This window comes from Aeromonas hydrophila subsp. hydrophila ATCC 7966 (genome assembly GCF_000014805.1).
GTDB classification, from domain to species: Bacteria; Pseudomonadota; Gammaproteobacteria; order Enterobacterales; family Aeromonadaceae; genus Aeromonas; species Aeromonas hydrophila.
In genome coordinates, this window is record NC_008570.1 from 2,484,259 (window position 1) to 2,509,644 (window position 25,386).

General features: G+C 61.2%; 25 protein-coding genes. 16 read left to right on the forward strand and 9 right to left on the reverse strand.

The features are described 5' to 3' along the window. The first annotated feature begins 4 nt into the window (after window positions 1-4). The 11 genes from fabD to AHA_RS11425 all read left to right on the forward strand — a co-directional run bounded on the left by fabD (window position 5) and on the right by AHA_RS11425 (window position 9,421). On the forward strand, window positions 5-940 hold the full coding sequence (gene fabD / locus AHA_RS11375) for an ACP S-malonyltransferase (RefSeq protein ID WP_011706105.1): 936 nt from the start codon (window positions 5-7) through the stop codon (window positions 938-940). Window positions 941-953: 13 nt separating this feature from the next. Further along, window positions 954-1,688 (forward strand): 3-oxoacyl-ACP reductase FabG, encoded by a 735-nt coding sequence (gene fabG / locus AHA_RS11380; RefSeq protein WP_011706106.1) that lies wholly within the window; start codon window positions 954-956, stop codon window positions 1,686-1,688. A gap of 157 nt (window positions 1,689-1,845) precedes the next feature. Next, complete coding sequence (acpP, locus tag AHA_RS11385) at window positions 1,846-2,082, forward strand: acyl carrier protein (RefSeq protein ID WP_005300909.1); 237 nt, start codon at window positions 1,846-1,848, stop codon at window positions 2,080-2,082. Between the two features lie 82 nt (window positions 2,083-2,164). Beyond that, on the forward strand, window positions 2,165-3,406 hold the full coding sequence (gene fabF, locus AHA_RS11390; RefSeq protein ID WP_011706107.1) for a beta-ketoacyl-ACP synthase II: 1,242 nt from the start codon (window positions 2,165-2,167) through the stop codon (window positions 3,404-3,406). Between the two features lie 19 nt (window positions 3,407-3,425). Next, window positions 3,426-4,280: an aminodeoxychorismate lyase gene (pabC, locus tag AHA_RS11395; RefSeq protein ID WP_011706108.1), complete on the forward strand. Its 855-nt coding sequence runs from the start codon at window positions 3,426-3,428 to the stop codon at window positions 4,278-4,280. Further along, on the forward strand, window positions 4,270-5,271 hold the full coding sequence (gene mltG / locus AHA_RS11400; RefSeq protein ID WP_016350715.1) for an endolytic transglycosylase MltG: 1,002 nt from the start codon (window positions 4,270-4,272) through the stop codon (window positions 5,269-5,271). Before pabC ends, mltG begins: the two co-directional genes overlap by 11 nt. Next, window positions 5,271-5,912 (forward strand): dTMP kinase, encoded by a 642-nt coding sequence (gene tmk / locus AHA_RS11405; RefSeq protein ID WP_011706110.1) that lies wholly within the window; start codon window positions 5,271-5,273, stop codon window positions 5,910-5,912. Before mltG ends, tmk begins: the two co-directional genes overlap by 1 nt. Further along, complete coding sequence (holB, locus tag AHA_RS11410) at window positions 5,897-6,844, forward strand: DNA polymerase III subunit delta' (protein ID WP_011706111.1); 948 nt, start codon at window positions 5,897-5,899, stop codon at window positions 6,842-6,844. Before tmk ends, holB begins: the two co-directional genes overlap by 16 nt. A gap of 21 nt (window positions 6,845-6,865) precedes the next feature. Then, window positions 6,866-7,645, forward strand: a complete 780-nt coding sequence (locus AHA_RS11415; RefSeq protein WP_011706112.1) for a TatD family hydrolase — start codon at window positions 6,866-6,868, stop codon at window positions 7,643-7,645. A 386-nt stretch (window positions 7,646-8,031) separates the two neighbouring features. Then, entirely contained in the window at window positions 8,032-8,973 is a 942-nt protein-coding gene (locus AHA_RS11420) for a site-specific integrase (protein WP_242543008.1), read from the forward strand. Between the two features lie 178 nt (window positions 8,974-9,151). Beyond that, the gene (locus AHA_RS11425) at window positions 9,152-9,421 is read left to right on the forward strand and encodes a RepB family protein (protein WP_011706115.1); all 270 of its coding nucleotides are present in this window, start codon (window positions 9,152-9,154) and stop codon (window positions 9,419-9,421) included. Window positions 9,422-9,641: 220 nt separating this feature from the next. Here the strand turns inward: AHA_RS11425 and rsmF are convergent, their stop codons facing one another. From rsmF to AHA_RS11445, 4 genes are all read right to left on the reverse strand, one after another. Beyond that, window positions 9,642-11,069, reverse strand: coding sequence for a 16S rRNA (cytosine(1407)-C(5))-methyltransferase RsmF (rsmF, locus tag AHA_RS11430; RefSeq protein WP_164927794.1), 1,428 nt, complete (start codon window positions 11,067-11,069; stop codon window positions 9,642-9,644). A gap of 130 nt (window positions 11,070-11,199) precedes the next feature. Further along, complete coding sequence (locus AHA_RS11435) at window positions 11,200-13,752, reverse strand: MlaD family protein (protein ID WP_011706117.1); 2,553 nt, start codon at window positions 13,750-13,752, stop codon at window positions 11,200-11,202. A 60-nt stretch (window positions 13,753-13,812) separates the two neighbouring features. Beyond that, on the reverse strand, window positions 13,813-14,421 hold the full coding sequence (locus AHA_RS11440; RefSeq protein ID WP_016350707.1) for a paraquat-inducible protein A: 609 nt from the start codon (window positions 14,419-14,421) through the stop codon (window positions 13,813-13,815). Further along, complete coding sequence (locus AHA_RS11445; protein WP_016350706.1) at window positions 14,399-15,031, reverse strand: paraquat-inducible protein A; 633 nt, start codon at window positions 15,029-15,031, stop codon at window positions 14,399-14,401. Before AHA_RS11445 ends, AHA_RS11440 begins: the two co-directional genes overlap by 23 nt. 148 nt (window positions 15,032-15,179) lie before the next feature. Here AHA_RS11445 and prpB point away from each other — a divergent pair, with 148 nt between their 5' ends. From prpB to AHA_RS11460, 3 genes are all read left to right on the forward strand, one after another. Continuing rightward, window positions 15,180-16,067 carry a methylisocitrate lyase gene (gene prpB, locus AHA_RS11450; protein ID WP_011706118.1) on the forward strand — a complete coding sequence of 296 codons (888 nt, stop codon included), beginning with the start codon at window positions 15,180-15,182 and terminating at the stop codon, window positions 16,065-16,067. 11 nt (window positions 16,068-16,078) lie between these two features. Next, window positions 16,079-17,206: a bifunctional 2-methylcitrate synthase/citrate synthase gene (gene prpC, locus AHA_RS11455; protein WP_011706119.1), complete on the forward strand. Its 1,128-nt coding sequence runs from the start codon at window positions 16,079-16,081 to the stop codon at window positions 17,204-17,206. Window positions 17,207-17,335: 129 nt separating this feature from the next. After that, on the forward strand, window positions 17,336-18,781 hold the full coding sequence (locus AHA_RS11460) for a bifunctional 2-methylcitrate dehydratase/aconitate hydratase (protein WP_011706120.1): 1,446 nt from the start codon (window positions 17,336-17,338) through the stop codon (window positions 18,779-18,781). A gap of 84 nt (window positions 18,782-18,865) precedes the next feature. On the opposite strand, the gene AHA_RS11465 is transcribed toward AHA_RS11460, so the two are convergent. Further along, entirely contained in the window at window positions 18,866-19,609 is a 744-nt protein-coding gene (locus AHA_RS11465; RefSeq protein WP_011706121.1) for an FFLEELY motif protein, read from the reverse strand. A gap of 199 nt (window positions 19,610-19,808) precedes the next feature. Between AHA_RS11465 and AHA_RS11470 the strand changes: the two genes are divergently transcribed. Next, the gene (locus tag AHA_RS11470; protein ID WP_011706122.1) at window positions 19,809-20,186 is read left to right on the forward strand and encodes a polyhydroxyalkanoic acid system family protein; all 378 of its coding nucleotides are present in this window, start codon (window positions 19,809-19,811) and stop codon (window positions 20,184-20,186) included. Window positions 20,187-20,466: 280 nt separating this feature from the next. Beyond that, the gene (locus AHA_RS11475) at window positions 20,467-21,891 is read left to right on the forward strand and encodes a wax ester/triacylglycerol synthase family O-acyltransferase (RefSeq protein WP_011706123.1); all 1,425 of its coding nucleotides are present in this window, start codon (window positions 20,467-20,469) and stop codon (window positions 21,889-21,891) included. 115 nt (window positions 21,892-22,006) lie between these two features. Here AHA_RS11475 and AHA_RS11480 read toward each other — a convergent pair whose 3' ends face one another. From AHA_RS11480 to AHA_RS11495, 4 genes are all read right to left on the reverse strand, one after another. Then, complete coding sequence (locus AHA_RS11480; protein WP_011706124.1) at window positions 22,007-22,807, reverse strand: tetratricopeptide repeat protein; 801 nt, start codon at window positions 22,805-22,807, stop codon at window positions 22,007-22,009. Between the two features lie 42 nt (window positions 22,808-22,849). Then, window positions 22,850-23,500, reverse strand: coding sequence for a TetR/AcrR family transcriptional regulator (locus tag AHA_RS11485; protein ID WP_011706125.1), 651 nt, complete (start codon window positions 23,498-23,500; stop codon window positions 22,850-22,852). Window position 23,501: 1 nt separating this feature from the next. Further along, window positions 23,502-24,686: a patatin-like phospholipase family protein gene (locus AHA_RS11490; protein WP_011706126.1), complete on the reverse strand. Its 1,185-nt coding sequence runs from the start codon at window positions 24,684-24,686 to the stop codon at window positions 23,502-23,504. Between the two features lie 88 nt (window positions 24,687-24,774). Beyond that, the gene (locus AHA_RS11495) at window positions 24,775-25,353 is read right to left on the reverse strand and encodes a phasin family protein (protein WP_011706127.1); all 579 of its coding nucleotides are present in this window, start codon (window positions 25,351-25,353) and stop codon (window positions 24,775-24,777) included. Window positions 25,354-25,386: the final 33 nt, after the last annotated feature.

The window sequence follows — 25,386 nt, forward strand, 5'->3', positions numbered from 1 at the left end:
AATGATGACCCAATTTGCCATTGCCTTCCCGGGACAGGGCTCCCAAACCGTCGGCATGCTGGCCGAGCTGGCCGAACAACATGCCGTGATCAAGGAGACCTTCGCCGAGGCGAGCCAGGTGCTGGGTTATGACCTGTTTGCCCTGGTGATGGATGGTCCGGCCGACGATCTGAACAAGACCTGGCGCACCCAGCCCGCCTTGCTGACAGCCTCTGTCGCGCTGTGGCGTCTGTGGCAACAGCAGGGGGGAACAACCCCCGCCGTGATGGCTGGCCACAGCCTGGGTGAGTACTCCGCCCTGGTGTGCAGCGGTGCACTGGCCTTTACCGATGCGGTCAAACTGGTCGAGCTGCGTGGTCTGGCCATGCAGGAAGCCGTGCCGGAAGGCACCGGTGCCATGGCCGCCATCATCGGGCTGGACAATGACGCCATCGCTGCCAACTGCGAAAAAGCGGCACAAGGACAGGTGGTCTCCCCGGTCAACTTCAACTCTCCGGGCCAGGTGGTCATCGCCGGCCACAAAGAGGCTGTCGAGCGTGCCAACGTGCTGATGAAAGAGTCCGGCGCCAAGCGTGCGCTGCCGCTGCCGGTCTCCGTGCCTTCTCACTGTGCCCTGATGAAACCTGCCGCAGAAAAATTGGCAGCTGCGCTGGACGGGATCGAGATCAAGGTTCCTGCCATCGCTGTCATCAATAATGTCGACGTATCCTGTGAACAGGATCCGGCCGCCATCAAACAGGCTCTGGTGCGTCAGCTGTTCAGCCCGGTTCGTTGGACCGAGACTGTCGAGCGGATGGCCAATGAGGGGGTTACCCTCGAGATCGAGATGGGACCGGGCAAGGTATTGACCGGGCTCGCCAAGCGCATCGACAAGCGCGTGGAAGGTATTCATGCCAACGATGCAGCCTCTTTCGAGCAGGCGCTGGCCCAGATCAAGTAAACAGGAGCAAGTAATGAGCTTTACCGATAAGGTTGTGTTGGTGACCGGTGCCAGTCGTGGCATCGGCCGTGCAATTGCCGAAACTTTTGCGGCCCGTGGCGCCAAGGTAGTCGGCACGGCGACCAGCGAGAGCGGCGCCGAGGCGATCAGCGCCTATCTGGGTGAACAGGGTTGCGGCATGGCACTGAACGTGACCAGCCAGGAATCCATCGAAGCCGTCTTCGCCGCCATCAAGGTGCGTTTTGGCGACATCGACATCCTGATCAACAACGCCGGTATCACCCGTGACAACCTGCTGATGCGGATGAAGGACGATGAGTGGAACGAGATCATCGACACCAACCTCACTTCCCTGTATCGACTGAGCAAACCGGTGCTGCGCGCCATGATGAAGAAGCGCAATGGCCGCATCATCAGCATCGGCTCCGTGGTAGGAACCATGGGCAATGCCGGTCAGGTCAACTATGCGGCCGCCAAGGCGGGGCTGGTTGGTTTTACCAAGTCGCTGGCTCGTGAAGTGGCCTCCCGCGGCATTACCGTGAACGCGGTTGCCCCCGGTTTCATCGAGACCGATATGACCAAGGCGCTCAATGAAGAGCAGCGTGCCGGCATCATGAGCCAGGTGCCTGCCGCTCGTCTGGGCGACCCGAAAGAAATTGCCGCTGCTGTGGTATTCTTGGCATCGGATGATGCCGCCTACATCACTGGCGAAACCCTGCATGTTAATGGCGGGATGTACATGGTGTAATCAATTTGTCGTGAGATCTGTTCAAATTTGCGATAGTACGCCGAAGTTTGGCGAATTTCGTGGTTTGACCAGCGGCAAGCCACTTGCAAACTCACGTCAATTGAATAAACTACCCCAACCAGACGCAATAGCGTATTTTTAAAGGAAAATTCAGGTCATGAGCAACATCGAAGAACGCGTAAAGAAAATCATCATCGAACAACTGGGTGTTAAAGAAGAAGACGTTAAGAACGCTGCCTCCTTCGTCGACGACCTGGGCGCTGACTCTTTGGATACCGTTGAACTGGTAATGGCGCTGGAAGAAGAATTCGATACCGAAATTCCTGATGAAGAAGCCGAGAAGATCACAACTGTTCAAGCGGCTATCGACTACATCACCGCTAATCAGGAATAAGTTCCTGTTCTGAAAGAAGCGGCCCAAGGGCCGCTTCTTTTATGTTTACCCCTTTTCAAAACACCTCTCGGAGACTACCTCAGTGTCAAAACGCAGAGTCGTGGTGACCGGCTTGGGGATGCTTTCCCCGGTAGGCAACACTGCCGAATCCAGCTGGCAAGCCCTGCTCAACGGGCAGAGCGGCATTTCTCCCATCGAACACTTTGATGCCAGCGAGTTTGCGACCCGTTTCGCAGGCCAGGTCAAGGATTTCGATCCCGAGCAGTACGGTATCAACCGCAAAGAAGCTCGCAAGATGGATCTCTTCATTCAGTACGGTATCGCCGCAGGCATACAGGCGCTGGATGATGCCGGTCTCGTCATCAACGAGGCAAATGCCGAGCGCGTCGGTGTGGCGATCGGTTCCGGTATCGGCGGCCTGGGTCTGATTGAACAGAACCACAGCAGCCTGGTCAACGGCGGCCCCCGCAAGCTGAGCCCCTTCTTCGTGCCGTCCACCATCATCAATATGGTGTCCGGTCATCTCTCCATCATGAAGGGTCTGCAAGGGCCGAACATCGCCGTGACCACCGCCTGTACCACAGGTACCCATGCCATCGGCATGGCCGGCCGGATGATCGCCTACGGTGATGCGGATGTGATGGTGGCCGGCGGCGCCGAGAAAGCCTCCACCCCGATGGGGATGGGTGGTTTTGCGGCGGCCAAGGCGCTCTCCAACCGCAACGACGAGCCCACCAAGGCCAGCCGTCCGTGGGATAAAGATCGCGACGGTTTCGTGCTGGGTGATGGCGCCGGGGTGCTGGTGCTGGAAGAGTACGAACATGCCAAGGCCCGCGGTGCCAAGATCTACGCCGAGCTGGTCGGTTTTGGCATGAGTGGCGATGCCTACCACATGACGGCGCCTCCCGCTGACGGCAACGGTGGCGCCCGCGCCATGCAAAATGCCATCAAGGATGCCGGCATCGCTCCCGAGCAGGTGGGTTACATCAACGCCCACGGCACGTCCACCCCCCTGGGTGACGTGGCCGAACTGCGCGGCATGAAAGCGGTGTTTGGCGAGCATGCCAAATCCCTGATGATCAGCTCCACCAAGTCGATGACCGGTCACCTGCTGGGTGCCGCCGGCGCCATCGAGGCGATCATCACGGTACTGGCGCTGCGCGATCAGATGGCGCCGCCCACCATCAACCTGGACAACCCGGATGATGAGTGCGATCTGGACCTGGTGCCTCATGTTGCCAAGGCTGGCGACTTCGAATATGCCCTCTCCAATTCCTTCGGTTTTGGTGGCACCAATGGCTCACTGATCTTCAAACGCGTATAATTCGCCCTGGGCGGATAGTATGGGCCCGATACGACAGTATCGGGCCTTTTTTATCGGAGGGATCCTTTTGCTGATCAATGGAATACCGACAGACAGCGTTTCCGCCATGGATCGTGGCCTGGCATATGGCGATGGTCATTTCACCACCTTGCTGGTCAAGGATGGTCACCCCGTCTGGTGGCCGGCTCACCTGGCACGGCTGCAGCAAGCGAGCGCCAGACTCGGCCTTGCCGAGCTGGACTGGCAACAGCTTGGTGATGAGGTCGCCGGGATGGCTCGCGACCAGACGCTGGCGGTGATGAAGGTGATGCTGACCCGAGGCAGTGGTGGTCGGGGGTATGATGGCACTGCCTGCCATGCGCCGACCCGGATCCTGTCGCTGGCCGCTTACCCGGCTCACTATCCGGCGTGGCAGCAAACCGGCATTCCCCTGCTGGTGTGTCAACAACGGCTGGGGGATGCCCCCATGCTGGCGGGCCTCAAGACCCTCAACCGGCTGGAGCAGGTGCTGCTGAAAAGCGAACTTGCGGCGCGTTCGGGAGTCGAAGGTATAGTCTTGAACAGCCGGGGATTTCTGGTAGAAGGGGTCAGTGCCAATCTGTTTTGGCGCCGTGGCAGAACGGTATTCACGCCGGATCTAACCCACTGCGGCATAGACGGCATCATGCGGCGCCATGTGATGGCGATGCTAAAACAGATGAGCATTGAACTGCGTGTCGTGGAGGCTCCGCTGGAGTCACTGTGGCAGGCCGAAGAGGTATGGCTGACCAATACCCTGATGGGCATAGTGCCGGTGACCGGCATCGGGGAGACCCAATATGCCAGTCCGGTATTGATCCGCCGCTTACAGGAGCGTTTGGTCATTGAAGTTTAATCGGCTTTACACCCTGCTCGCGGGCGCGGCGCTGACAGTCGCCGTGGCCGGGGGCTATGTACATTACAAATGGCAGCAGGTGGAGACGCTCACCAACAAGGGGCCGACCCGCCTCTTTACCGTCGAGAAGGGGGCCCATGCGGCGCGCCTGATCGCCGAACTGGGGGAGGGGGAAACCAGCCCCTGGGCGGTGCGGCTCTGGCTGCGCGGTCACCCCGAGCTGGTTGCCATCAAATCCGGCACTTATGAAATCAAGGAAGGGGCTCCGCTCAAGGAGACTCTCTCCCTGTTCGCCTCCGGCAAGGAGTTCCACTTCAGCCTGACCTTCGTCGAAGGATCCCGTTTTGAGGATTGGCTGAAGCAGCTGGCCAGCGCCCCTTATCTGGAGCGCTTGACGGTGGAGCAGAGCGAGGCGGATCTGGCCCAGGAGCTTGGCATCGACAACGGCAAGCTGGAGGGGTGGTTCCTGCCGGAGACTTACGCCTATACCACCCATGCCAGCGATATTTCCATCCTGCGCCGTGCCTATCAGGACATGCGGGCCTTCTTGCAACAGAGCTGGGATAAGCGCCAGGCCAATCTGCCTTACAAGACCCCTTACGAGGCGCTGATCATGGCCTCGATCATCGAGAAAGAGACCGGTCAGCCGGAAGAGCGGGCCCAGATTGCCTCGGTATTCGTCAATCGCCTGCGCCTTGGCATGAAGCTGCAGACCGATCCCACCGTCATCTACGGGGTGAAGGACAGGTATGATGGCAACATCCGCCGCAGCGACCTGACCGACGTGAACCCCTACAATACCTATGTGATCGACGGCTTGCCGCCCACGCCCATCGCCATGCCGGGCAAGGCTTCCATCGAGGCGGCGCTCAACCCCAAATCGACCGACTACCTCTATTTTGTCGCCAAAGGGGGCGGTGCCCACTACTTCTCCAAGACCCTCGATGAACACAATCGGGCGGTCCGCGAATACATATTGAAGAAACCCTAATGTCTAAATTTATCGTGATTGAAGGACTGGAAGGAGCAGGGAAGAGCTCCGCGGTACGTTATGTGGCCGACTATCTGCATGGCCACGGCGTGGCGCGGATCGAGTGTACCCGTGAACCGGGCGGTACCCCGCTGGCCGAGCGGATGCGAGCCATCGTCAAGGAGGTGCACGACGAGCGCCTCACCATCGAAGCCGAACTGTTGCTGATGTACGCCTCCCGGGTCCAGCTGGTCGAAACCCGCATCAAGCCGGCCCTGGCCGACGGCATCTGGGTGGTGGGCGATCGCCACGATCTTTCGTCCCAGGCCTATCAGGGCGGTGGCCGCGGCATCGATGCCAATCTCATCGGCGCCATCAAACGGGCCGTGCTCGGTGACTTCAAACCGGATCTGACGCTCTATCTCGACATCGATCCCGCCATCGGCCTGCAGCGGGCCCGCCACCGCGGTGAGCTGGACCGGATCGAGCTCGAGCAACTCAGCTTCTTCGAGCGTACCCGCCAGCGCTATCTGGAATTGGCTGCCGCCGATGAGTCAATCAAGGTGATCGATGCCGGCCAAGCGCCGGAGCAGGTCAAGGCGGCCATCGAGGCTGCATTGGCCCACTACCTGAAAGATGAGCCCTCATGTATCCCTGGTTGATCCCGGACTGGCATGCCTTGAGCCAGACCGCTGCGGCCGGTCGACTCGGTCACGCCTGGTTGCTGCTCGGCGATCCCGGTCTTGGCAAGGAGCAGCTTGCGGAACAATTGGCGCGCTTGCACCTTTGCCATCGGCCCGAACGGGGTGAGCCTTGTGGTCAATGTCACTCCTGCCAGCTGTTTGAGAAGGGCCATCATCCGGATCTCGGCACCCTGACGACGGAGAGCAAGACCATCGGGGTCGAGGCCATTCGCGAGATCTGTTCGCGCCTGCAGAATTCGGCCCAGCTTGGTCGCGGCAAGGTGGTGATCATCCCGGATGCGGAGCGCATGACGGAGTCGGCCGCCAACGCCCTGCTCAAAACCCTGGAAGAGCCTGCCGGCGACAGCTTGCTGCTGCTGATCGCCTCCCAGGTTTCCCGCCTGCTGCCGACCATTCTCAGTCGCTGTCACAAACATGTCTGCCAGTTGCCTGCCGAGGGTGAGACGGTGCGCTGGCTGGCCGAGCAGGGTCATCAGGCCACGCTGGCCCAGGTACGGATCTGCCAGGGGGCGCCGCTGCGGGTGCTGCGCTATATCGAAGAGCAGCAAGACAGTGCCCGCCGGGATCTGCTGGAGAGTTTTCTTGCGCTGGCACAGACGCCGACCCGGGCCAACCACGTGTGCGGTCTGCTGGCGAGCGATACCCAGGTCAGGCTGCACTGGCTGCAGCTGTTCTTGTGCGATGCCCTCAAGACGCAGGCCGGTTGTGGCCATCATCAGCTGGCGATGCCGGACCTGACGGCGCTCAGCCTGCAGCTGGCCGAGCTTCATTCCAGCGAGAAACTGCTGGAGGCGGAGCAACAGCTGGTCGAGCTGAAGATGGCCTGCCAGCCGGGACAGCTCTCCAATCCCACCATCCATCTGATGAACTGGCTGACTCGCTGGTTATAAATCTAGCTACAAAGGTTTTATATGTTACTCGTTGATTCCCATTGTCATCTCGATCGCCTGAGCTATGGCAGCAAGCAGACCAATATGGCCGATGTGCTGGCCAAGGCCGCCGAGCAGGACGTGGGATATTTTCTGTGCGTGAGCGTCACCCAGGCACAGTTCCCGACCATGCTGGAAGCGATCGCCCCTTATCCTCAGGTGTTTGCCTCCTGTGGTGTGCACCCTCTCAACCAGGAACCCGGCGTCGATGCCGCCTTGTTGCTAACCCAGGCGGCAGATGAAAGGGTGGTGGCCATTGGTGAGACCGGGCTCGATTACTTCTATTCGCCGGAGAACAAGGAAGTACAGCAGGCCTCCTTCCGCGAGCATATCCGGGTGGCCCGCGCCCTGAACAAGCCACTCATCATCCATACCCGTGATGCCCAGCAGGATACCCTGCAGATCATGCGCGAAGAGGGGGCCGAGCAGGTCGGCGGGGTGTTGCACTGCTTCACCGAGTCGCTCGAGATGGCGGAGGCGGCCATGGCGATGGGTTTTTATATCTCCATCTCCGGCATAGCTACTTTCAAAAATGCGGCTGCTCTGCAGGCGGTGGTCAAGGCGCTGCCGCTGGAGCGGTTGCTGGTTGAAACCGACTCACCTTATCTGGCGCCGGTTCCGCACCGGGGCAGGGAGAACGAGCCGGCCTTCGTGCGCGACGTGGCCCAGTTCATCGCGGATCTGCGGCAAATACCGCTGGCCGAATTGGCGCAAGCGACCAGTCACAACTTCTTCGAGTTGTTCAAGTTGGCAAAGCGATAACAAACAACGCCCCGCATAGCGGGGCGTTTTACTATAACAATCAGCGATCATGGCCCATCCAAAAACGATCACGCCAGGTCGTTATCTCTCACTCGGTGTCGTGGATGTTGATGAGATCAAATCCCCAACCCTGATAAAACGGAGCAGGGATCAGAGGGAGCTTGAGGAATAAAATGAGGGGGGCTGAAATAGGTTAAAAGCACTCTTCATAAGTATCGATAATATTCATTATCGATACTTGATAGATCTGCAAGATCCTGTAAGATCCAACGAAACTCCGCATTAAATCATAGAGTTAAGTGAACTACCCAGATATCCAGGCTCAAACTCAACAGGCTTTGCAGAGTGTCTTCGATCCTCAACTGAACAGCCGGGCCAGACGCTTCCTGCGCAGCGCCAAAGCCGACTCCACCCTCAATGCCTATCAGGCCGATACCCGCATCTTCGTGTTCTGGTGTCAGCTGCATGGGCTCGATCCGCTGCAAACTACCCATCATCACATCATGAACTTCCTGGCAGATCAGGCTGACGGCATCCTGGCGGACTGGGTCTGGCTGGACAAGGAAGAAGGGAGGGGGGAGCTGCGTAACGGTGAACCCCGTAAACCGGCCACCCTGGTAAGACGGCTCGCCGGCATTCGTTATGCCTTCAAGCAGAAGGGGATCCACCCCATGCCGACCGAGCACGCAGAGATAAAGGAGATGATGCGGGGCATAGTGCGGCTCGGTGACAACCGCAAACGCAAAACGGGGGCGCTGACCCTGAAACCACTGGCCTGTGTGCTCGATGAGATCGACACCGGCAATCTGGCAGGGCTGCGGGATTACACCCTGTTGTTGCTGATGTTCAGCGGCGCCTTGCGACGCTCGGAGGCCGCAAGAATTGAGGTGGATGATCTCGACTTTGTAGGGCAGGGGATCCGTCTTCGGCTCAAACCCAGTAAACATCAACTGCATGAAACGGAGATCGCCCTGGTGCCCGGCAAACAATATTGTCCGGTGTCGGCACTGGCGCGCTGGCTCAAACAGAGCAGGATCAGCGAGGGCGCCCTGTTTCGCCGCATGAATCGCTGGGGTCAGCTCATGCAGGAGCCGCTCGGTCCGCAGGGTATCAATCTGATGATCAAGCGGCGTACCGGTCAAGCCATCGACGATCTCCAGGTCAGTGGCCACAGTCTGCGCCGAGGTTTTATCACCTCGGCGGTCACTGCCGGCAAACCGATGAACAAAATCATCGAGGTCACCCGTCACAAGGACATCCGCACCTTGCAGGAGTATTTCGACGATGCCCACAAGTTCTCGGATCACGCCCTGGATGGCTTGCTGTAAGCTAACCGCGTCACTCACATTTTTATGTTAAATGATATCTTGTTGATCCAATGATATATTTGCAGCGCACTGAACTCACCCCATCAAGAGGGGAGAGTCAGGCTCCTCACATTCGTCAGCGAATGGTGACGAATCGATGAGAGATAACAGGCGATAAGAATCAAAGTTGCAAGGTGATATGAGCCAGGAAATGAAAGTGAGCAGTGCGCAAGACAACGCCGAGCGCCAGCGCCAGCACGTGAAACGCAAACAGGAAACGCACAGCCGATTGCAATGCTGGATCAGCAATCGCCACGCCGAACGGTTGGCCATGCTGGGGTTGCAGCTCGAAGACAGCCAGGCCTCTCTCATCGAGCAAGCCATCGATCTGCTCTATCAACATGAGCTGGAACAGAAGCAAACCGCGCCGCATGTCGAAGTGCCAGAGCCGGCAGAGGTGCTCGAGTAAACGCACCGGCGGCATGATGTTTCATTGCTAGATGCGAACTGCGAGCATAAAAAAAGCCAGGTACGAATTCCTTGTACCTGGCATAGGGGAATTGGCTCCTTGCAGAGCCGTGCGCTAACTGGTGTTCGGATAGCCTTAAGCTTAGACAAGGCTCAAGGCTTTTCAAGATCCACGCAAAAGTTCAACCGGAGTGTGGGTTTTCCGGCTCCAACAACTCTCGTTACACAAACAGATTGTTGTCACGCACCAGCTCGCGGGGCAGGGCATTCTTGACCCGGCTGCCCACCCATTTCCCCATGCCCAGGGTATGACCCTGATAGCGGACGATCACCTCGCCAGTGCCGGCGGCTTGCTCCGGCCACACATCCCGCCCCATCATGAACTCCCGCGCATCAGCAATGCCGAGCTCGACGAATCCCTTGCTCGCACCATCGCCATAGGCTAGCGCCCACTCATGGGTCAGCCGATACCCCTTCTTGAAGGTCTCCGCCAGTTTCAGCCCGATGCGATCGAAGCGCAGCTTGCCCTGTACCTGTTCGAACCGCTGGGGGAAGAGCCAGATCTCCTCGCTGCGGCCAAACAGATTTCCCTGCGGTACGACCCCGAAAGCGGCTTCTATCTCGCGCAGCATGGGCTCGGACTCTTTGGCCGGCAGCGGCAAGAAGGGGAATTTGCCGAGCTTGCCCGGTTTGAACATGGTGTTGGGCACGGAGTAATGCTTGCGCAATCTGGCAACGAAAAAGCCTTCACTGTCGAAGATTTGGGGCCAAACGTGCAGGTATCCTTCCGGCGTGCAGGCCTGCTCTGCAGCGGGGAAGAGATCGGCCAGCGAGTCAAAGCTGAACGCAGCGCCGAACTTGTCCAGCAGTGACTGACAGACCGCCTGGTTCTCCTGCAGACTCAAGGTACAGGTGGAGTAGACCAGCACGCCGCCCGGTTTGAGGGCATGAAAGGCACTCTCCAGCAACCCCTGCTGCACCGCTGCGATCTCGTCGATGCTCTCGATGCTCCAGTTGCGCAAGGCATCTTCATCCTTGCGCACCGAGCCCTCGCCGGAGCAGGGGGCGTCGAGCAGGATGGCATCGAAGGTTTCTGGCAACCACTGGCCGAAGACCTTGGCATCAAAATGGGTCATGCCTACGTTGGTCACGCCGCAGCGCTGCAGATTGGCGCTGAGCACCTTGAGCCGGCTGCTGGAGTACTCGTTGGCAACCAGCATGCCCTGGTTGTTCATCAAGGCCGCGATCTGGGTGGTCTTGGAGCCGGGGGCCGCCGCCGCGTCCAGCAGCATGCCGTCGCGCCGGGTCTGCTCGCAGGCAAACAGGGCGGTGACCGGCAGCATGGAGCTCGCTTCCTGAATGTAGAAGAGACCGCTCAAATGCTCGGCGGTGTTGCCAAGAGGCACGCTCTCGTCTTCACGGCTGAGCCAGAAGCCTGTGTCGCACCAGGGAACGGGATCGAGCTGCCAACCGAGCGGTTGCATACGCGCTACAAATGCCGCCACAGATATCTTCAGGGTGTTGACCCGGATGCTGCGCCGCAGCGGTCGTCGACAACTGGCCACGAACTCATCCATGGAGAGGTGCGCCGGCATGATGGCCGCGATATGGCGCAAGAAGTGATCGGGAAGATAGGTGTTGTCGTGCACGGTGCAGTCTCGTTGACCGAAAAAGAGGGGCGACATCTTATCACAAGGGTAGGAATATTCTGAAAGCGTGGCGGGTAAAAACAAGCCCGGCACAGTGCCGGGCTTAAGTGAGCTTGGGTGAGGGGAGAGATCAGGGCTGGATGCGGGGGCTCCACTCCTGCCACTCTTTCTCAGCTTTGGCATACAGCGGGTAGCTATGACCGGCCTTGACGGTCGGCCCCATCTCTTTCTCCGGAGTGTTGAAGGCGATGCCGCCCGCCAGCAGGCTCTGCACCGTCTCCACCTCGATGGTGCCGCCGGTCAGGCCGATATCTGCCTTGACCCCGGATACGTTCCAGAAGCGGGAGTTGGCCCGCACCAGATGGGCGTACTCCTGCTCCACGTTGACGTCGATCAGCACCTCGCTGCCATCGCGGGCCAGCGCCACCTTGGTCACGCTGCCCACCACCATCTTGCGAAACAGCAATGGGCTGCCGACGCTCAAGCCATTGACCGACGCACTCTTGAGGGTGAGTGCCAGGCCGGCCGGGCCGCTTTGGCTCAGGGGGAAGCGATCCTTGCCTGCGCCTTGACCGGGCTGCGCCTCCACAAAGGCGCCCTTGATCAGGGTATCGAGGTGGGCCACGCCGCCCAGCCCCAGCTTGGCCTGCACCAGGGTAAAGCGGGCACCAGACTGCAGGAAGCGCGCGGCATACTGGCCATCCAGCTCGGCCTTGAAGATCACCTGGCCCAGGGTCGGCTCCAGCTCAATCTGTTCAATCTTGCCGATGTCGACCCCGCGGTAGCGGATCGGGCTGCCGACCCCGAGTCCCGGGTTGCTGTCGGCCACCAGAGAGAGGGTCCGTACCTTGGCCTTGGCCTGCTCCTTGCTGTCAAACAGCTGGTGACTGCTGCGACCCGTACCGAGCCGATCGAATTCGATGGCGCCGCGCAGCAGGGTGGCGAGGTTCCCCACCTTGACCTGCACGCCATCCACCCGCACCCGGGTATCCAGCGCCGGCTTTTTCCAGAATTGCGGCTGCTGCTCCAGCAGGGGGGCATAGACACCGGCGATCTCGAGTTCGATCTCTACCCCCTCCTTGGCGGCGTGCAACGCGTTGACCTTGCCGGCCTCGAGCCCCAGATAGAGCACGGGGGAGCCGATGCCGATACCGTCAGCCTGCTCCGCCTTCAACACCCAGCGCCGGGGCTTGGCATCCCGGGTGCCGAGCAGGGCCAGCTCCCGGCTGGGATAGAGCCGGTTGACCCGCTCGCCAGAGGGGTCCTGCACCAGCTTGATGCCGCCGCCAATCCAGGCGCTGGCCGGGCTGGTTTCCACCTTGATGCCGCTCAAGTCGGCATCGATCTGCAGCGGCGCCGCCCGATAGAAACGGGCCCGGTTGAGCAGATGCTGATACTGGCTCTGCACGACCAGAGCCACGCTGGCGTTGCCACCGCCATCCAGGGTGAGCTGGCTGATCTGGCCCACCTGCAAGCCCTTGTACCAGAGTGGCGCCCCTTCGTTGAGGCCGGCCAGATCGTCGGCCTGCAGCACCAGCTTGATGCCGCCCGGTTGTTCTTTGCTGCTCAGCGTCATGGCCTTGACCCGCTCGCCCGCCACATAGTCGAGGCGAATGGCCGGGCCCGCCAGCAGGCGATCCGCATGCTTGATGCCGCCGGCGCCTAGGGAGACGCTCTCCCACACCAGACGGCTGTTGCCGGTGATCCGAAACGCCTGCTCCGGGTTGATCAGTGCTGTCACCACCCGGCCCTTGGCGGTCAGGCGAATGGGGTCGATGCGGCCGATCTCGATACCTTCAAACAGGATCGGCATCCCCTCCTTGATAGGCAGATCCCCCGCCTGGATGGCGATCCGCTCACCGCGGGCCGCCTCGGCCAGGCCTTTGTAGAGGGTGAAGACCTGGCCTTTCTCCGGCTCCGGGGAGTCTTTGGGAGAGTCGAAGGCGATGCCGCCGCTCAGGATGGAGGTGAGGCTGCCGGCCTCCACATTGACCCCGGCCAGGCTGAAGGAGCCCTTGATGCCGCTGATGTTCCAGAAGCGGGTATCGGCCTTGATGAGGTGTTCAAAACGCGGCTCGATCACCAGATCCAGGAGCACGTTCTGGTTCTCTTCGCCAAGGCGGGTGTTGATGACGCTGCCCACCTCGATGCCGCGAAAATAGAGTTTGGCGCCGATGCCGACCGAGCCGAGCGAATCGGCAGTCAGGTGCAGCATCCGCCCCTGGGCCTGATACCCGGGGGGAGGGCCGTCCAGCGCGTCGAACTCCTCCTGCAGCGGGTTGTTGTCCCGCCCGGGCTGCAAGTTGATGTAGTTGCCGGAGACCAGGGTATCGAGGCCGGAGATCTCGGTGAGCGATGCCTTGGGGCTCACCAGCCAGAAGTCAGAGCCTTTGCGGATGAGCGGGCGAGCCCGGCTGTCAATCTTGGCCAGCACGGCTATCTTGCGGCCATCCTCGGCCAGCTCCAGCTCCTGCACCACCCCGATGGCGACCCCCTGATAGCGCACCTGGGTCTTGCCCGGCAGGATACCGTTGCCCTGGGCGAAGTTGATGCGGATCAGCTGGCCACTGCTGGCAAACTGCTGGTAGATGAAGCCTCCCGCCAGCAACAGGGCGATAAAGGGCAGCAACCAGACGGGTGACAACCAGCGACGCTTCTCAATGACGGGTTCAGCCCCGATCATACCGACTCCTTAATTGGCTCAGATAAAGACAAACAGTTTCAGGCATATGTGATGGCAGACCTAGCGGGCCGCCTTGTCCCACAGCAGGCGCGTATCCAGCATGCGGGCCGACATCATGGTCAGCACCACCACGCCGGCAAAGGCGGTGGCGCCGGGGCCGGCCCGCACGTTGAGCAGCACCCCGCGATCAACCAGGGCCACCATCAGCGAGATGACGAACAAGTCCAGCATGGACCAGCGACCGATGAAATCGATGATGCGATACATGATGAGCTGGCGTTTGCGCCGCACCGGCTTGGTTCGTTGCAACTGCCAGCAGATCCAGCCCAGCCCAAGGATCTTGCCCACCGGTACTATGATGCTGGCGGTGAGGACGATGGTGGCGATGCCAGACATCTTGCTGCGATAGAGCATCATGATACCGCTGAAGATGGTATCGGACTGCAACAATCCCTTGTTGTAGAAATGGGTGATGGGCAGCAGGTTGGCGGGCAGCAACATGAAGCTGGCCAGCGCCAGCAGCCCCCAGGACCAGGCCAGGGAGTGGGGAATGCGCACCTGCAGCCGGCTGTGACAACGAGGGCAGACGCTGCCCGCCTGATAGCGCACCAGCAGGCCGCAGGTGTGGCAGCGGCAGAGCCCCAGTTCACGGGCGCTGGTCTGGGACATGGTCCGGCTCCTCCAGCGGTACTCGCTCCCAGTAGGGGGCCGGGTCAAACAGGATCAGCAGGGTCAGGTTGAGCAACATCAGGATCCCCAGGCTCAACAGACCGCCGCCGAGGCGTACATCGGCGATGTCGATCAGCTTGAACAGGGCAACCAGCAGGCTGACGATATAAACCTCCAGCATGGCCCAGTGACGAAACACCTCCACCGCCTTCAGGGTCGGCGCCAGTATGTGCCAGCGTTTGGCGAGGCCCGAGGCCAGCGCAAAGATCCCGAGCAGCAAGCCCACCGGCGCCAGCACGGCGCACCAGAACACCAGCCCCGCCACCCAGATCTCGTGCTCGAGCAGCAGCACCATGATGCCCTTGAGCAGGTTGGCGTCCGAGTTGACGCCGGCCAGGCGCAGGTAGATCAGCGGTTCGAAGAAGGCGGACGGGAGCAACAGGAAGCCGGTGATGGTCAGCGCCATCAATTGGGAGGGGCGAAATGCATAGCGCCCGTACAGGTGCTGGTGACAGCGGGGACAGTGGGCGTGGCGCCTCAGCGGCAATAACTTGCGTTCGATCAGCAAGTCGCAAGCCGGGCAGACGATCACGGGATTGAGATCCGACATTACGATTCAACCTGTTGAAGGAATTGGTGAAATTTACCCTAAAACCCGCGTCCTGTCTTGCCTGGCGGGGGTATGCCACGAAAGTATGATTGACGTTAACGTAAACGTGATATTAGATAGTCTCACCAGACAAGTGAAAGGAGTCATGATGTCCAGCCTTACCCCCTCGGCAGGCCTGCGTTTTCGTACCGCCCTCGCCAACGAACGCCCCCTGCAGATCGTCGGCACCATCAATGCCTACATGGCACTGATGGCAGAGCGCAGCGGCTTTCAGGCCATTTATCTGTCAGGCGCCGGCGTTGCCAACGCCTCCTATGGCCTGCCGGATCTCGGCATGACCTCCCTCAACGACGTACTGATCGACGCCGAACGCATCACTGCCGCTACCCGTATACCGTTGCTGGTCGACATCGACACCGGCTGGGGCGGGGCATTCAACATCGCCCGCACCGTGCGCGTCTTCGAGCGGGCCGGGGTGGCCGCCGTGCACATGGAAGATCAGGTGGCCCAGAAGCGCTGTGGCCACCGGCCCAACAAGGCGGTGGTCTCGCAGGAGGAGATGTGTGATCGCATCAAGGCGGCGGTGGATGCCCGCGAGAATGGTGAGTTCGTCATCATGGCCCGCACTGACGCGCTGGCGGTGGAGGGGATTGGCCCGGCGCTGGAGCGCGCCGCCGCCTACGTGGCCGCCGGGGCCGACATGATCTTCGCCGAGGCGGTGACCGAGCTCGGTCAGTATGACCTGTTCAAGCAGGCGGCCGGGGTCCCCATTCTCGCCAACATGACCGAATTCGGCAAAACCGAGCTGTTCGACAAGGAGACACTCGCCGCCCACGGCGTCGACATGGTGCTCTATCCCTTGAGTGCCAGCCGGGCGGCTAATCAGGCGGCCCTCAACGTCTATCAGCACCTTCGCCAGGATGGCCATCAGCGGGCCGTCGTCGACACCATGCAGACCCGGGAGTCGCTCTACGACTTCCTCGGTTATCACCACTACGAGCAGACGCTGGATCGTCTGTTTACATCCAGGGACTAGGAGGAAAGGCAATGGGACAGCAAAAACCGTTGGGTGGCGCCGGCCTGCGTGGCCAGAGCGCAGGGGAGACCAGCATCTGCACCGTGGGCAAGAGCGGCACCGGGCTCACCTATCGCGGCTATGACATCCAGGAGCTGGCCGACGGCGCCCAGTTCGAAGAGGTCGCCTACCTGCTGCTCAAGGGCGAGCTGCCGGACGAACAGCAGCTCGAGGATTACAAGCGGACCCTGTGCAGCCTGCGCACCCTGCCTGCCGCCCTGCTGGAGGTGCTCGAGCGCATTCCCGCCGATGCCCACCCCATGGATGTGCTGCGCACCGGCTGCTCCATGCTCGGCGATCTGGAGCCGGAAGATGGCTTCGAACATGAGCACGAGGTGGCGGATCGGCTGCTGGCCGCCTTCCCGGGCATTCTCCTCTACTGGTACAAGTTCAGCCACGACGGGGTACGCATCCCCCTCGACACCGACGAGGAGTGCATCGGCGGCCACTTCCTGGCGCTGCTGCACCAGAAGGCGCCGAGCGAGCTGGAGCGCCGGGTGATGCACGTCTCCCTCATTCTCTACGCCGAGCATGAGTTCAACGCCTCCACCTTCGCGGCGCGGGTCTGCGCCTCGACGCTCTCTGACATGTTCTCCTGCGTCACCGCGGCCATCGGCACCCTGCGCGGCCCGCTGCACGGCGGCGCCAACGAGGCCGCCATGGCGATGATCGAACCCTGGCAGGATGAGGCCCAGGCGCGGCGCGAGCTGCTGGCCAAGCTGGCGGCCAAGGAGAAGATCATGGGCTTTGGCCACGCCGTCTATCGCACCTCGGATCCACGCAACGTCATCATCAAGGGTTGGTCGGCCAAGCTGGCCGAGGCAGTGGGCGATGACCGGCTCTACCGCGTCTCCTGCGAGGCGGAAAAGGTGATGTGGGAAGAAAAAGAGCTCTTTCCCAACGCCGACTTCTTCCACGCCAGCGCCTATCACTACATGGGGATCCCGACCAAGCTGTTCACCCCCATCTTCGTCTGCTCGCGGGTCACTGGCTGGTGCGCCCACGTGATGGAGCAGCGCGAACACAACCGGATCATCCGCCCGAGCGCCGATTACGTCGGCCCGGCGCCCCGGCATTTCGTCTCGCTGCAGCAGCGATAAACATGGGCAGCCCTGTCACTCCCTTGCCTCACCCGACCCCGGCAGCACCGGGGTCAATACGCGCAGGCAGGCGGGCAGGGCGCCGTTTCATCACCCTGTTTCATTCACAACAACGATAAGGAAGTCACGATGTCCGCCAACGTCGACGTCAACCACAGACCAGACCCCGATCAGGTGCTGGTCGATATTGCCGATTACGTCTGCAATCACCCCATTACCAGCCAGGCCGCCCTCGATACCGCCCGTTACTGCCTGATGGATACCCTGGGCTGTGGCCTCCTGGCCCTGCGTTTTCCCGAGTGCACCAAGCACCTTGGTCCCATCGTGCCGGGCACCGTCGTGCCCTTCGGCGCCCGGGTACCCGGCACCCAGCTCTGCCTCGACCCGGTCAAGGCGGCCTGGGATATCGGCGCCATCATCCGCTGGCTCGATTACAACGACACCTGGCTAGCCGCCGAGTGGGGTCACCCCTCCGACAACCTGGGTGGCATCCTCGCCACCGCCGACTGGCTCTCCCGTACCCGGGTGGCCGAAGGCAAGGCGCCGCTCACCATGAGCGATGTGCTGACGGCCATGGTGAAGGCCCACGAGATTCAGGGGGTGCTGGCGCTCGAGAACTCCTTCAACCGGGTCGGTCTCGATCACGTGGTGCTGGTGAAGGTTGCCAGTACCGCCGTGGTGACCCACATGCTGGGCGGCAGCCGCGATCAGGTGATCGATGCGGTCTCCCAGGCCTGGGTCGATGGCCAGAGCCTGCGTACCTACCGTCATGCGCCCAATGCGGGGTCGCGCAAGAGCTGGGCGGCGGGGGATGCCACCTCCCGGGCGGTGCGCCTCGCCCTTATTACCATGAGCGGCGAGATGGGCTATCCCGGCGCTCTGACTGCCCCCAAGTGGGGCTTCTATGACGTGCTGTTCAAGGGCAACCAGTTCGCCCTGCATCAGGGGTACGCCAGCTATGTGATGGAAAACGTGCTGTTCAAGATCTCCTATCCTGCCGAGTTCCACGCCCAGACGGCGGTGGAGTGTGCCATGAAGCTGCACGAGCAGGTGAAGGGACGCCTCGACGAGATTGACCGCATCGAGCTCACCACCCATGAGTCGGCCATTCGCATCATCAGCAAGGTCGGCGCCCTCAACAACCCGGCCGATAGGGATCACTGCCTGCAATACATGGTGGCGGTGCCGCTCATCTTCGGGCGTCTCATCGCCGAGGATTACGAGGACGCCGTGGCCGCCGATCCCCGCATCGATGGGCTGCGCGGCAAGATGGTAGTGCAGGAGGACAAGCGCTACAGCCGCGAGTATCTGGAGGCGGACAAGCGCTCCATTGCCAACGCCATCCAGGTCTTCTTCAAGGACGGCACCCACACCGCCAAGGTGGAGGTGGAGTACCCGGTCGGTCATCGTCGCCGCCGCGAAGAGGGTATCCCACTGCTGGTGGAGAAGTTCCACCACAACCTGGCCACCCGCTTCCCGGCCAAACGGTCCGAGGCGATCCTGGCCCTCTGCCAGGATGGCAAGCAACTGGCCGCCACCCCGGTGCACGCCTTCATGGACCTGCTGGTGATCTGACCGCTCGCCTATCGGCGCACAGCCATAAACGAAAAGCGGGCCACTCGGCCCGCTTTGTCATGTCTGCCCGGATGGCTCCCAAGATCAATCCAGTACTGTGTTATCGCCCGCCAGCAGCGCCTGCATGATGGCCGTCTCGCGGTTGGCGATGGTCTCGAGAAACTCGTTGGCTCTCCCCATGTGGTGACACACCCGGTAACCCCGTTCGACAAAGGTAAACAGCTCGCCCAGTCCCGCCAGATGGGCCGGCCCCGATATCAGCTTCAAGGTCGCCCCAAGCAGCGGCTTTCTCGCCAGCCGGTCCAGGGTCATCCCCAGTTCGTTGACCAGTTGCAACTGATGACGGCGACGCCCTTCTTCCCCCACCTCCTGATAGGCGAGGGCATAGGCCTTGGCGTTCAGTCGCGCCATGCTGCCGCTGCGACGCAGCGCCACCACCATCAGGTAGTCGAGCTCCTCGGAGAGGGCATCGAGTTCAATCGCCTGCGCCAGCACCTTGAGACCGGATTCCGGCAACAGTCGCTCGGCCGTCGGCATCACCCGCATCACGTCCGCATCCCGGCGGGCACAATCCCCCGGCCCGTAGAGGTCAGTCAGGAAGAACTGCGCGGCCGGCCCGTAGCGCTTGCTCTCCAAGAGGTCACGATGGGTGCGCCCCAGCCGATCTGCCTGCCATTGGCGCAATGCGTCCCTGTCTTGCTGATCCTGCGGATGGGTGCGCATCTGCTCGCGCAGCGCGGCTACCCGGTTGAGCTGGCGATAGAGTCGCGCCAGGGTACTCTCTTCATCCGGTTGCGGGTCATCGAATGGTTGTTGTTGTTGGGTCATCTGCGGCTCTCTTGACCTGTTTCCAATGGCCTTTCACGGATAGACATGACGACAGGCGGCACCTTGCCGAGGCTCGTCACGTGTTGCCGGCCCAGTGTAACGCGGCGGCAGCCCAGGCGGAATCGATGGAGCTTTTACTCAACAGGCTTTGTTAAGTGAGTCCCAAAAATGTTGCAAATGGCTTTCACTTGTTTGATTCATGTGTTTAATATCAATAAATGTTGTCATCGCTCAGAGAGTTAGCATGTTTCTATACGATCCCCTTGCCGGCAGCAGCCTGTCGACCATCCAGGTCAGCCGCCAACACCCGCTCGGCCTCGCCGGCGCCAGACTGGCCGCCGAAGCCATCGCCCAGGACATGAGCGAGGAGTACGAACTCGACTGCGAGTGGGAAGACGAGGAGGAGACCCGCTTGCTGTTTCGTGGCGCCGGGGTCAACGGCTCTTTGTTCCTCACCGACGAAACTCTGTCGCTGGAGGTACGCCTCGGTCTGATGCTGTTGCCGGTGCGCAGCGTACTGGAGCAGGAGATCCTCGAATACGTCGATCAGCGCCTGCCTTGCCCAACCCGGCGCTGATGGGGCCAATAAATACTGATCCAGCGCAAGAAACAATCATGAAATAACCGATTCCACTATCGTTACCCGGCCCGACATTTATTATTAAAAGGGCCAAATACCCTTTTTTGTTTTATTTTGAGAGGCATGAAATTGCCTCCATTTTTGTCATGAAACATCATTTTGAATTAATCGCCGTGCAGTTTCACCAACATATAAGTGCTATTTGTTCATTCACTCCTGATCCAGCCAATTCATGAGACGGCAGGAGACAAATAACGCGAAACGATAGGGATAATACATGTCTGTGTGTGAACTCATCTCCTGTGTCGATACCGCCTGGCTGCGGATGGACCGGCCCAACAACTTGATGCAGATCGTCGGCGTGCTGATGTTCGACGGTCAGCTGGATGAAGCCATCTTGCGGGAGAGCCTGCTGCACACAGTTCGGGTACAGCCGCGCTTCGGGCAGAAGGCCTGCCTGGAAGGGGGCGAATACTACTGGCGCACCGATCCCGACTTCGACCTCGACCTGCACCTCAAGCGGGTGATCCTGCCAGGCAAGGCCGGCAAGACGGAGCTGGAGCGGCTGGTGGCCGATTTTGCCTCCACTCCGCTCAACCACCAGCGCCCGCTGTGGGAGATGCACCTGGTGGATACCTCTCTGGGCGGCCAGGCGCTGGTGGTGCGTTTTCACCACGCCATGGGGGACGGCTTCTCCCTGGTGCGGGCCATGCTGACCATGATGGACGAGAGCCCGGTGGCGCCCCCCAGGCCACAACCCGAGCCGGTGGCCAATGACGACGGCGACGAGGAGCACGATCAGCAGGGCAGTCGCCTGTTGCGGGCCGGCCTCAAGCTGACCGGCGCCCTCTGGTCCAAGTACGTCGAGGTACTGACCCATCCCACCAAGGCGATGGACTACCTCAAGACCAGTCGGGACGTGACCGCCGAGCTTTACACCATCGCCACCCTCTCCGACGACGCCAATACCCGGCTCAAAGGGGAGACCGGCAGCACCAAACGGGTAGCCTGGTCAGAACAGATCCCGTTGCCGGACGTGAAGGCGGTGGGGCGAGTGCTCGGCTGCTCGGTCAACGATCTGCTGATCGCTGCCACTGCCGGCGCCTTTCGCCACTACCTGCTGGAGCAGGGCGACCAGACCGACATCGACATCCGGGCGCTGGTACCGGTCAACATGCGCGCCCCGGACGACAAGGGTGCACTGGGCAATCGTTTTGGGCTGGTGGCACTGGATCTGCCCCTCAACATTGAGCACCCGCTACAACGGCTCTATGCGGTGCGGGATCGGATGCAGGCGCTCAAATCCTCCCTGCAGCCGGCAGTGGTGCTCAACCTGCTGGAAGTGATGGGCATGGCGCCCAAGGCGGTGCAGCAACAAGCCATCGACATCCTCTCGGCCAAGGCCAGCGCGGTCATCACCAACGTGCCGGGCCCGCAGCAGACCCTCTATCTGGCCGGCGCCCGCCTGCGTCAGCCGCTGTTCTGGGTGCCCCAGGCCGGCGACATAGCGGTCGGCGTCTCCATTCTCTCCTATGACAACAAGGTGCAGCTCGGCCTCATCACCGATAAAAAGCGGGTGCCGGACCCGGCTTTCATCGTCGAGCGCTTCGCCGTGGAGTTTGAGCAGTTGCTGCTGCTGGTATTGATGGAGCCGGACCTGCTCTACGATCCCGACATGCTGGATCAACTGCTGCACGGCTGACCGCGCCACTCCTGCAAGACGAGGAGCCGGCAAGAAAGGAAGCCTGCAAGAAAAAAAGTGAAAAAGAAAAGAGGCCAACCCGGAGGTTGGCCTCTTTCATTGCGGCAGTGGCACCTTACTCGTCCGCCAGCTCCTCGCGGGCGGCTTCCACGTCGAGCCGCTCCATGGCATCCAGCGGCTCGCACACGGCGGCCTCACCGTAGAGCGCCTCGGCGGCCGCCATCTTGCTCTTGCCGTGCATCATCACCATGGCGTTGGCGTACTCCATGCGGGCAATGGCGGAGTGGGGGATAATGGCCAGCGCCGCCTTGAAGTGACGCTCGGACTCATCCTTCTTGGCGCCATAGGTGATGCCTCCGATCATGGCGCCCAGCTTGTCGATGATCTCCGCATGCCAGGCACCGAAGGCGATATGGGCTTCCGCGTGGTCAGGCTCAAGGGTCAACGCCTGCTCCAGGCTGCTCTTGATCTTGTCACCGATGCCGATGGAGAGTGCCTTGGAGACCGAGATCACCTGGCTGTAGCGACCCAGCGCCAGGGCGTGGAAGTACCAGGCGTTGACGTTGTCTGGCTGGCGTTTTTGCAGCTTCTCGGCGTTGCTGGCGGCCAGCTCGAACGCTTCGCGCTTGGCATATTTGTCGTCCAGCAGGTAGCTGGCGTGGATCACCAGCGCCTTGTTCGCCACGTTGAGGCCATCCTCGCCGGCGCCCAGCCCCAGGCTGACGGCGCGAGCGAAATCACCGGCGTGATAGGCACGCCAGGCTTCCTGTACTTGCTCATCTTCGGGCCAGGGCTCGGCATCCCCCTGGTGCAGCCGCTCCCAATGCTGCTCAAGGCGCTCCCCGGCATAGTCATAGGCCGCGTCCGGCCAGGGGAAGGGGGTAAAATCGGACAATTTGGGCTGTGAAGTGGTCATATGATTCTCCCTGTTAAAAACACAATCAAATACACGATGCTGTCAGCTCGCCGTGGCGGCGGGCTGATAATGGGTGGCAATGGCATCCAGATCGGCACGGGCATCGGCTCGCAGCCGGGGGGCCACCAGCTGCATCACCTGAAACACCCCGAGCGCGATGTCGGCATCGGCCCGCGGATGCAGCGCCCGCTGGTAGGAGATCCAGAAGGTCCCGACCAGCGCAATGTTGGCGGCAAGCGCCGTCACCTGCATCTCATCGCCTTGCAGCAGACCGCTGCGCCAGAGGCTGTGACAGATGGCGGCGGCGGTCTGCTCCTTGCGACGCAGCAGGGCCGAGAAGCGCAGCTCCACCTTGTGGTTGCCGCTCATCAGGGTGCTGATGTCGTAGTAGAAAAAACGGTACTTCCAGATGAGTTCGAACATCAGGTGCAAGAAGAACCAGATGTCCTCCGCCTCGTTCAACGGCGGGGTAATGGTATCGAGCAGATGGGCCATCTCCTGTTCGAACTCCCCGAACAGGGCGTTGACGATCTCCTCCTTGTTGTGAAAGTGGTAATAGAGGTTGCCCTGACTCATCTCCAGCTCGGCCGCGATGGCAGAGGTGGTGACGGTCGGCTCGCCCAGCAGGTTGAACTGGGCGAGGGCGGTGGCCAGGATGCGATCCCGCGTACGCCGCTTGGGTTTGCAGTCCATGCTACTCCTTCGATTGCCGGCGACCCTTGCTGCCATAGCGGCGGGTCAGCCAGTGCTGCAGCTGGGTCAAAGAGGCATCCAGCGCCGCCACCGAGCCGGTGCCCGGGGTCAGCAGGGAACGCTGTTCATCGGCCAGCGCGCTCAGATCCAGCGCCAGCCCATGTCTGGCGAGAATGGGGCCAAGCTCGTCCCGTCGCTGCCACAGATCCTGGCGGGTATGCTGGAAGGCGTGCTCGCACAGATGGCGCCGATCCCGGTAACTGAACACATTGGTAAAGAACATCTCGCCGTCGGCCGAGGAGGGTTCGAACAACAGGGCATCCGCGTCGGGATACTGGTGTTTGTAGCGATCCATCCCCACGTGCATGCGCGAATGAATGATGGCGCGAAACGTCTGGGCCAGCACCACCGGCAGGCCGCGGTCCACCAGCTTGGCAGGGTGTTCGCTGGCCAGTCCCGCATCAAAGGGCACCAGCGGGTTAATGCAAAACACCAGATCGGCCCCCTCCTGCAGCGCCACTGAGGCGTGCAGCGTCTTGATCAACGCCCCGTCCACGTAGTAGCGGCCATCGATGAGCGAGGGCGGGAACAAGCCGGGCAGGGCGGCCGAGGCCTGTACTGCTGCGGAGATGGGCACCTGGTCCAACCCCGGGCTGCCGAAAGCCACTGCACGGCCGGTATCGAGTTCGGTGGCGATGACGAACAGCCGGCTGGCAAGCTCACGAAAATCGTTGCTGCGACCGGGGCGGGAGAAAAACTGGGTGAGGATCCGATCCACCCCGCGGCTGTCGAACATGCCGGTCGGGATCGCTCTGGACAACCCCTGCAACGAGCCGAGCAGGCTCTTGTTCCAGGGCGAGGAGAGATAGTCGGCCAGACACGTCAGCACCAGCGGCGGCAGCGAGGTAAGCCGGTCAAAATACTCCCCGAAGGCGGGACGCAGCAGGGTGGAGGGGTCGAAGAACTCACCGGTATCATCGCTTAACAGGATCCGCACCAGCTTGTCCGGCGAGATGCCGTTGGCCAGCGCCGAGGCGATCACCGCTCCCGAGCTCACCCCCACATAGATATCGGCCTGCTCGAAACGCAGCCCCTTGATACTGTCGGCCAGGGCGGCGCAGGCTCCGATCTCGTAGATCCCCCCCAGAGGTCCCCCGCCGGCGAGGGCAACCGCAATCGTGCTCATGATTTGCCTCCCTTCTCATGCAAAACCGGCCCAGCAGAGGGCATGGGCCGGTGGATCATTACGCAATCAGAACAAGCCGGTCAGCGGATCAGAAGAGCGTGGTTTCACTCTTCTCCTTGACCTCTTTGGCCACGTTCTCGACTTCCGTTGCCAGTGCTTTCACCTCTTCCTTCACCTTGGCGATGGGGGCGGCGGCTTTCTTGACCGGCGGCTTTTTGGCTGCAACCGGCTTCTTGGCAGCGGCGGCAGGCTTGGCCTCGTCAGCCGGGGCAACGTCATCCAGGTCCTGGGCATCGATCAGCTGTTGTACCACCTCGGTCAGCTCGGCCATGCGCTTGGAGAGCTTGTCGATGTCCTTGCGGGTCGGAATGCCAAGGCTGGCGACGGCGCGGGCCACGCGATCCTCGAACACCTGCTCCAGACGTCCCCAGGTACCGGCAGTCTTGTCGGTCATGGCAGCGATCTTCTCGTCTGCGCTCTGGCGGGTACGGGTTTGCAGGGCTTCCCCTTCCTGCACCAGGGCTTCGAAGATTTTACCACCTTCTTCCTGGGCTTTGGCATAGGCACCCAGACCCGCCAACCAGATCTGCTGGGTGGACTCCTTGATAGTGGAGGTGAGTTGGTTGTCGGTCACCGAACTTGCCAGTGCTTTCAATTTTTTGGCCATGACAATCTCCTTGCTCGTGATATAGATGATGGT

Excerpts from the sequence above, each read along its gene's own strand:
- fabD (WP_011706105.1), top strand. The coding sequence starts at position 5 with ATGACCCAATTTGCCATTGCCTTCCCGGGACAGGGCTCCCAAACCGTC.
- fabG (WP_011706106.1), top strand. The coding sequence starts at position 954 with ATGAGCTTTACCGATAAGGTTGTGTTGGTGACCGGTGCCAGTCGTGGC.
- acpP (WP_005300909.1), top strand. The coding sequence starts at position 1,846 with ATGAGCAACATCGAAGAACGCGTAAAGAAAATCATCATCGAACAACTG.
- pabC (WP_011706108.1), top strand. The coding sequence starts at position 3,426 with ATGGGCCCGATACGACAGTATCGGGCCTTTTTTATCGGAGGGATCCTT.
- tmk (WP_011706110.1), top strand. The coding sequence starts at position 5,271 with ATGTCTAAATTTATCGTGATTGAAGGACTGGAAGGAGCAGGGAAGAGC.
- holB (WP_011706111.1), top strand. The coding sequence starts at position 5,897 with ATGTATCCCTGGTTGATCCCGGACTGGCATGCCTTGAGCCAGACCGCT.
- AHA_RS11415 (WP_011706112.1), top strand. The coding sequence starts at position 6,866 with ATGTTACTCGTTGATTCCCATTGTCATCTCGATCGCCTGAGCTATGGC.
- AHA_RS11425 (WP_011706115.1), top strand. The coding sequence starts at position 9,152 with ATGAGCCAGGAAATGAAAGTGAGCAGTGCGCAAGACAACGCCGAGCGC.
- AHA_RS11435 (WP_011706117.1), bottom strand. The coding sequence starts at position 13,752 with ATGATCGGGGCTGAACCCGTCATTGAGAAGCGTCGCTGGTTGTCACCC.
- AHA_RS11440 (WP_016350707.1), bottom strand. The coding sequence starts at position 14,421 with ATGTCCCAGACCAGCGCCCGTGAACTGGGGCTCTGCCGCTGCCACACC.
- AHA_RS11445 (WP_016350706.1), bottom strand. The coding sequence starts at position 15,031 with ATGTCGGATCTCAATCCCGTGATCGTCTGCCCGGCTTGCGACTTGCTG.
- prpB (WP_011706118.1), top strand. The coding sequence starts at position 15,180 with ATGTCCAGCCTTACCCCCTCGGCAGGCCTGCGTTTTCGTACCGCCCTC.
- prpC (WP_011706119.1), top strand. The coding sequence starts at position 16,079 with ATGGGACAGCAAAAACCGTTGGGTGGCGCCGGCCTGCGTGGCCAGAGC.
- AHA_RS11460 (WP_011706120.1), top strand. The coding sequence starts at position 17,336 with ATGTCCGCCAACGTCGACGTCAACCACAGACCAGACCCCGATCAGGTG.
- AHA_RS11465 (WP_011706121.1), bottom strand. The coding sequence starts at position 19,609 with ATGACCCAACAACAACAACCATTCGATGACCCGCAACCGGATGAAGAG.
- AHA_RS11470 (WP_011706122.1), top strand. The coding sequence starts at position 19,809 with ATGTGTTTAATATCAATAAATGTTGTCATCGCTCAGAGAGTTAGCATG.
- AHA_RS11475 (WP_011706123.1), top strand. The coding sequence starts at position 20,467 with ATGTCTGTGTGTGAACTCATCTCCTGTGTCGATACCGCCTGGCTGCGG.
- AHA_RS11480 (WP_011706124.1), bottom strand. The coding sequence starts at position 22,807 with ATGACCACTTCACAGCCCAAATTGTCCGATTTTACCCCCTTCCCCTGG.
- AHA_RS11485 (WP_011706125.1), bottom strand. The coding sequence starts at position 23,500 with ATGGACTGCAAACCCAAGCGGCGTACGCGGGATCGCATCCTGGCCACC.
- AHA_RS11490 (WP_011706126.1), bottom strand. The coding sequence starts at position 24,686 with ATGAGCACGATTGCGGTTGCCCTCGCCGGCGGGGGACCTCTGGGGGGG.
- AHA_RS11495 (WP_011706127.1), bottom strand. The coding sequence starts at position 25,353 with ATGGCCAAAAAATTGAAAGCACTGGCAAGTTCGGTGACCGACAACCAA.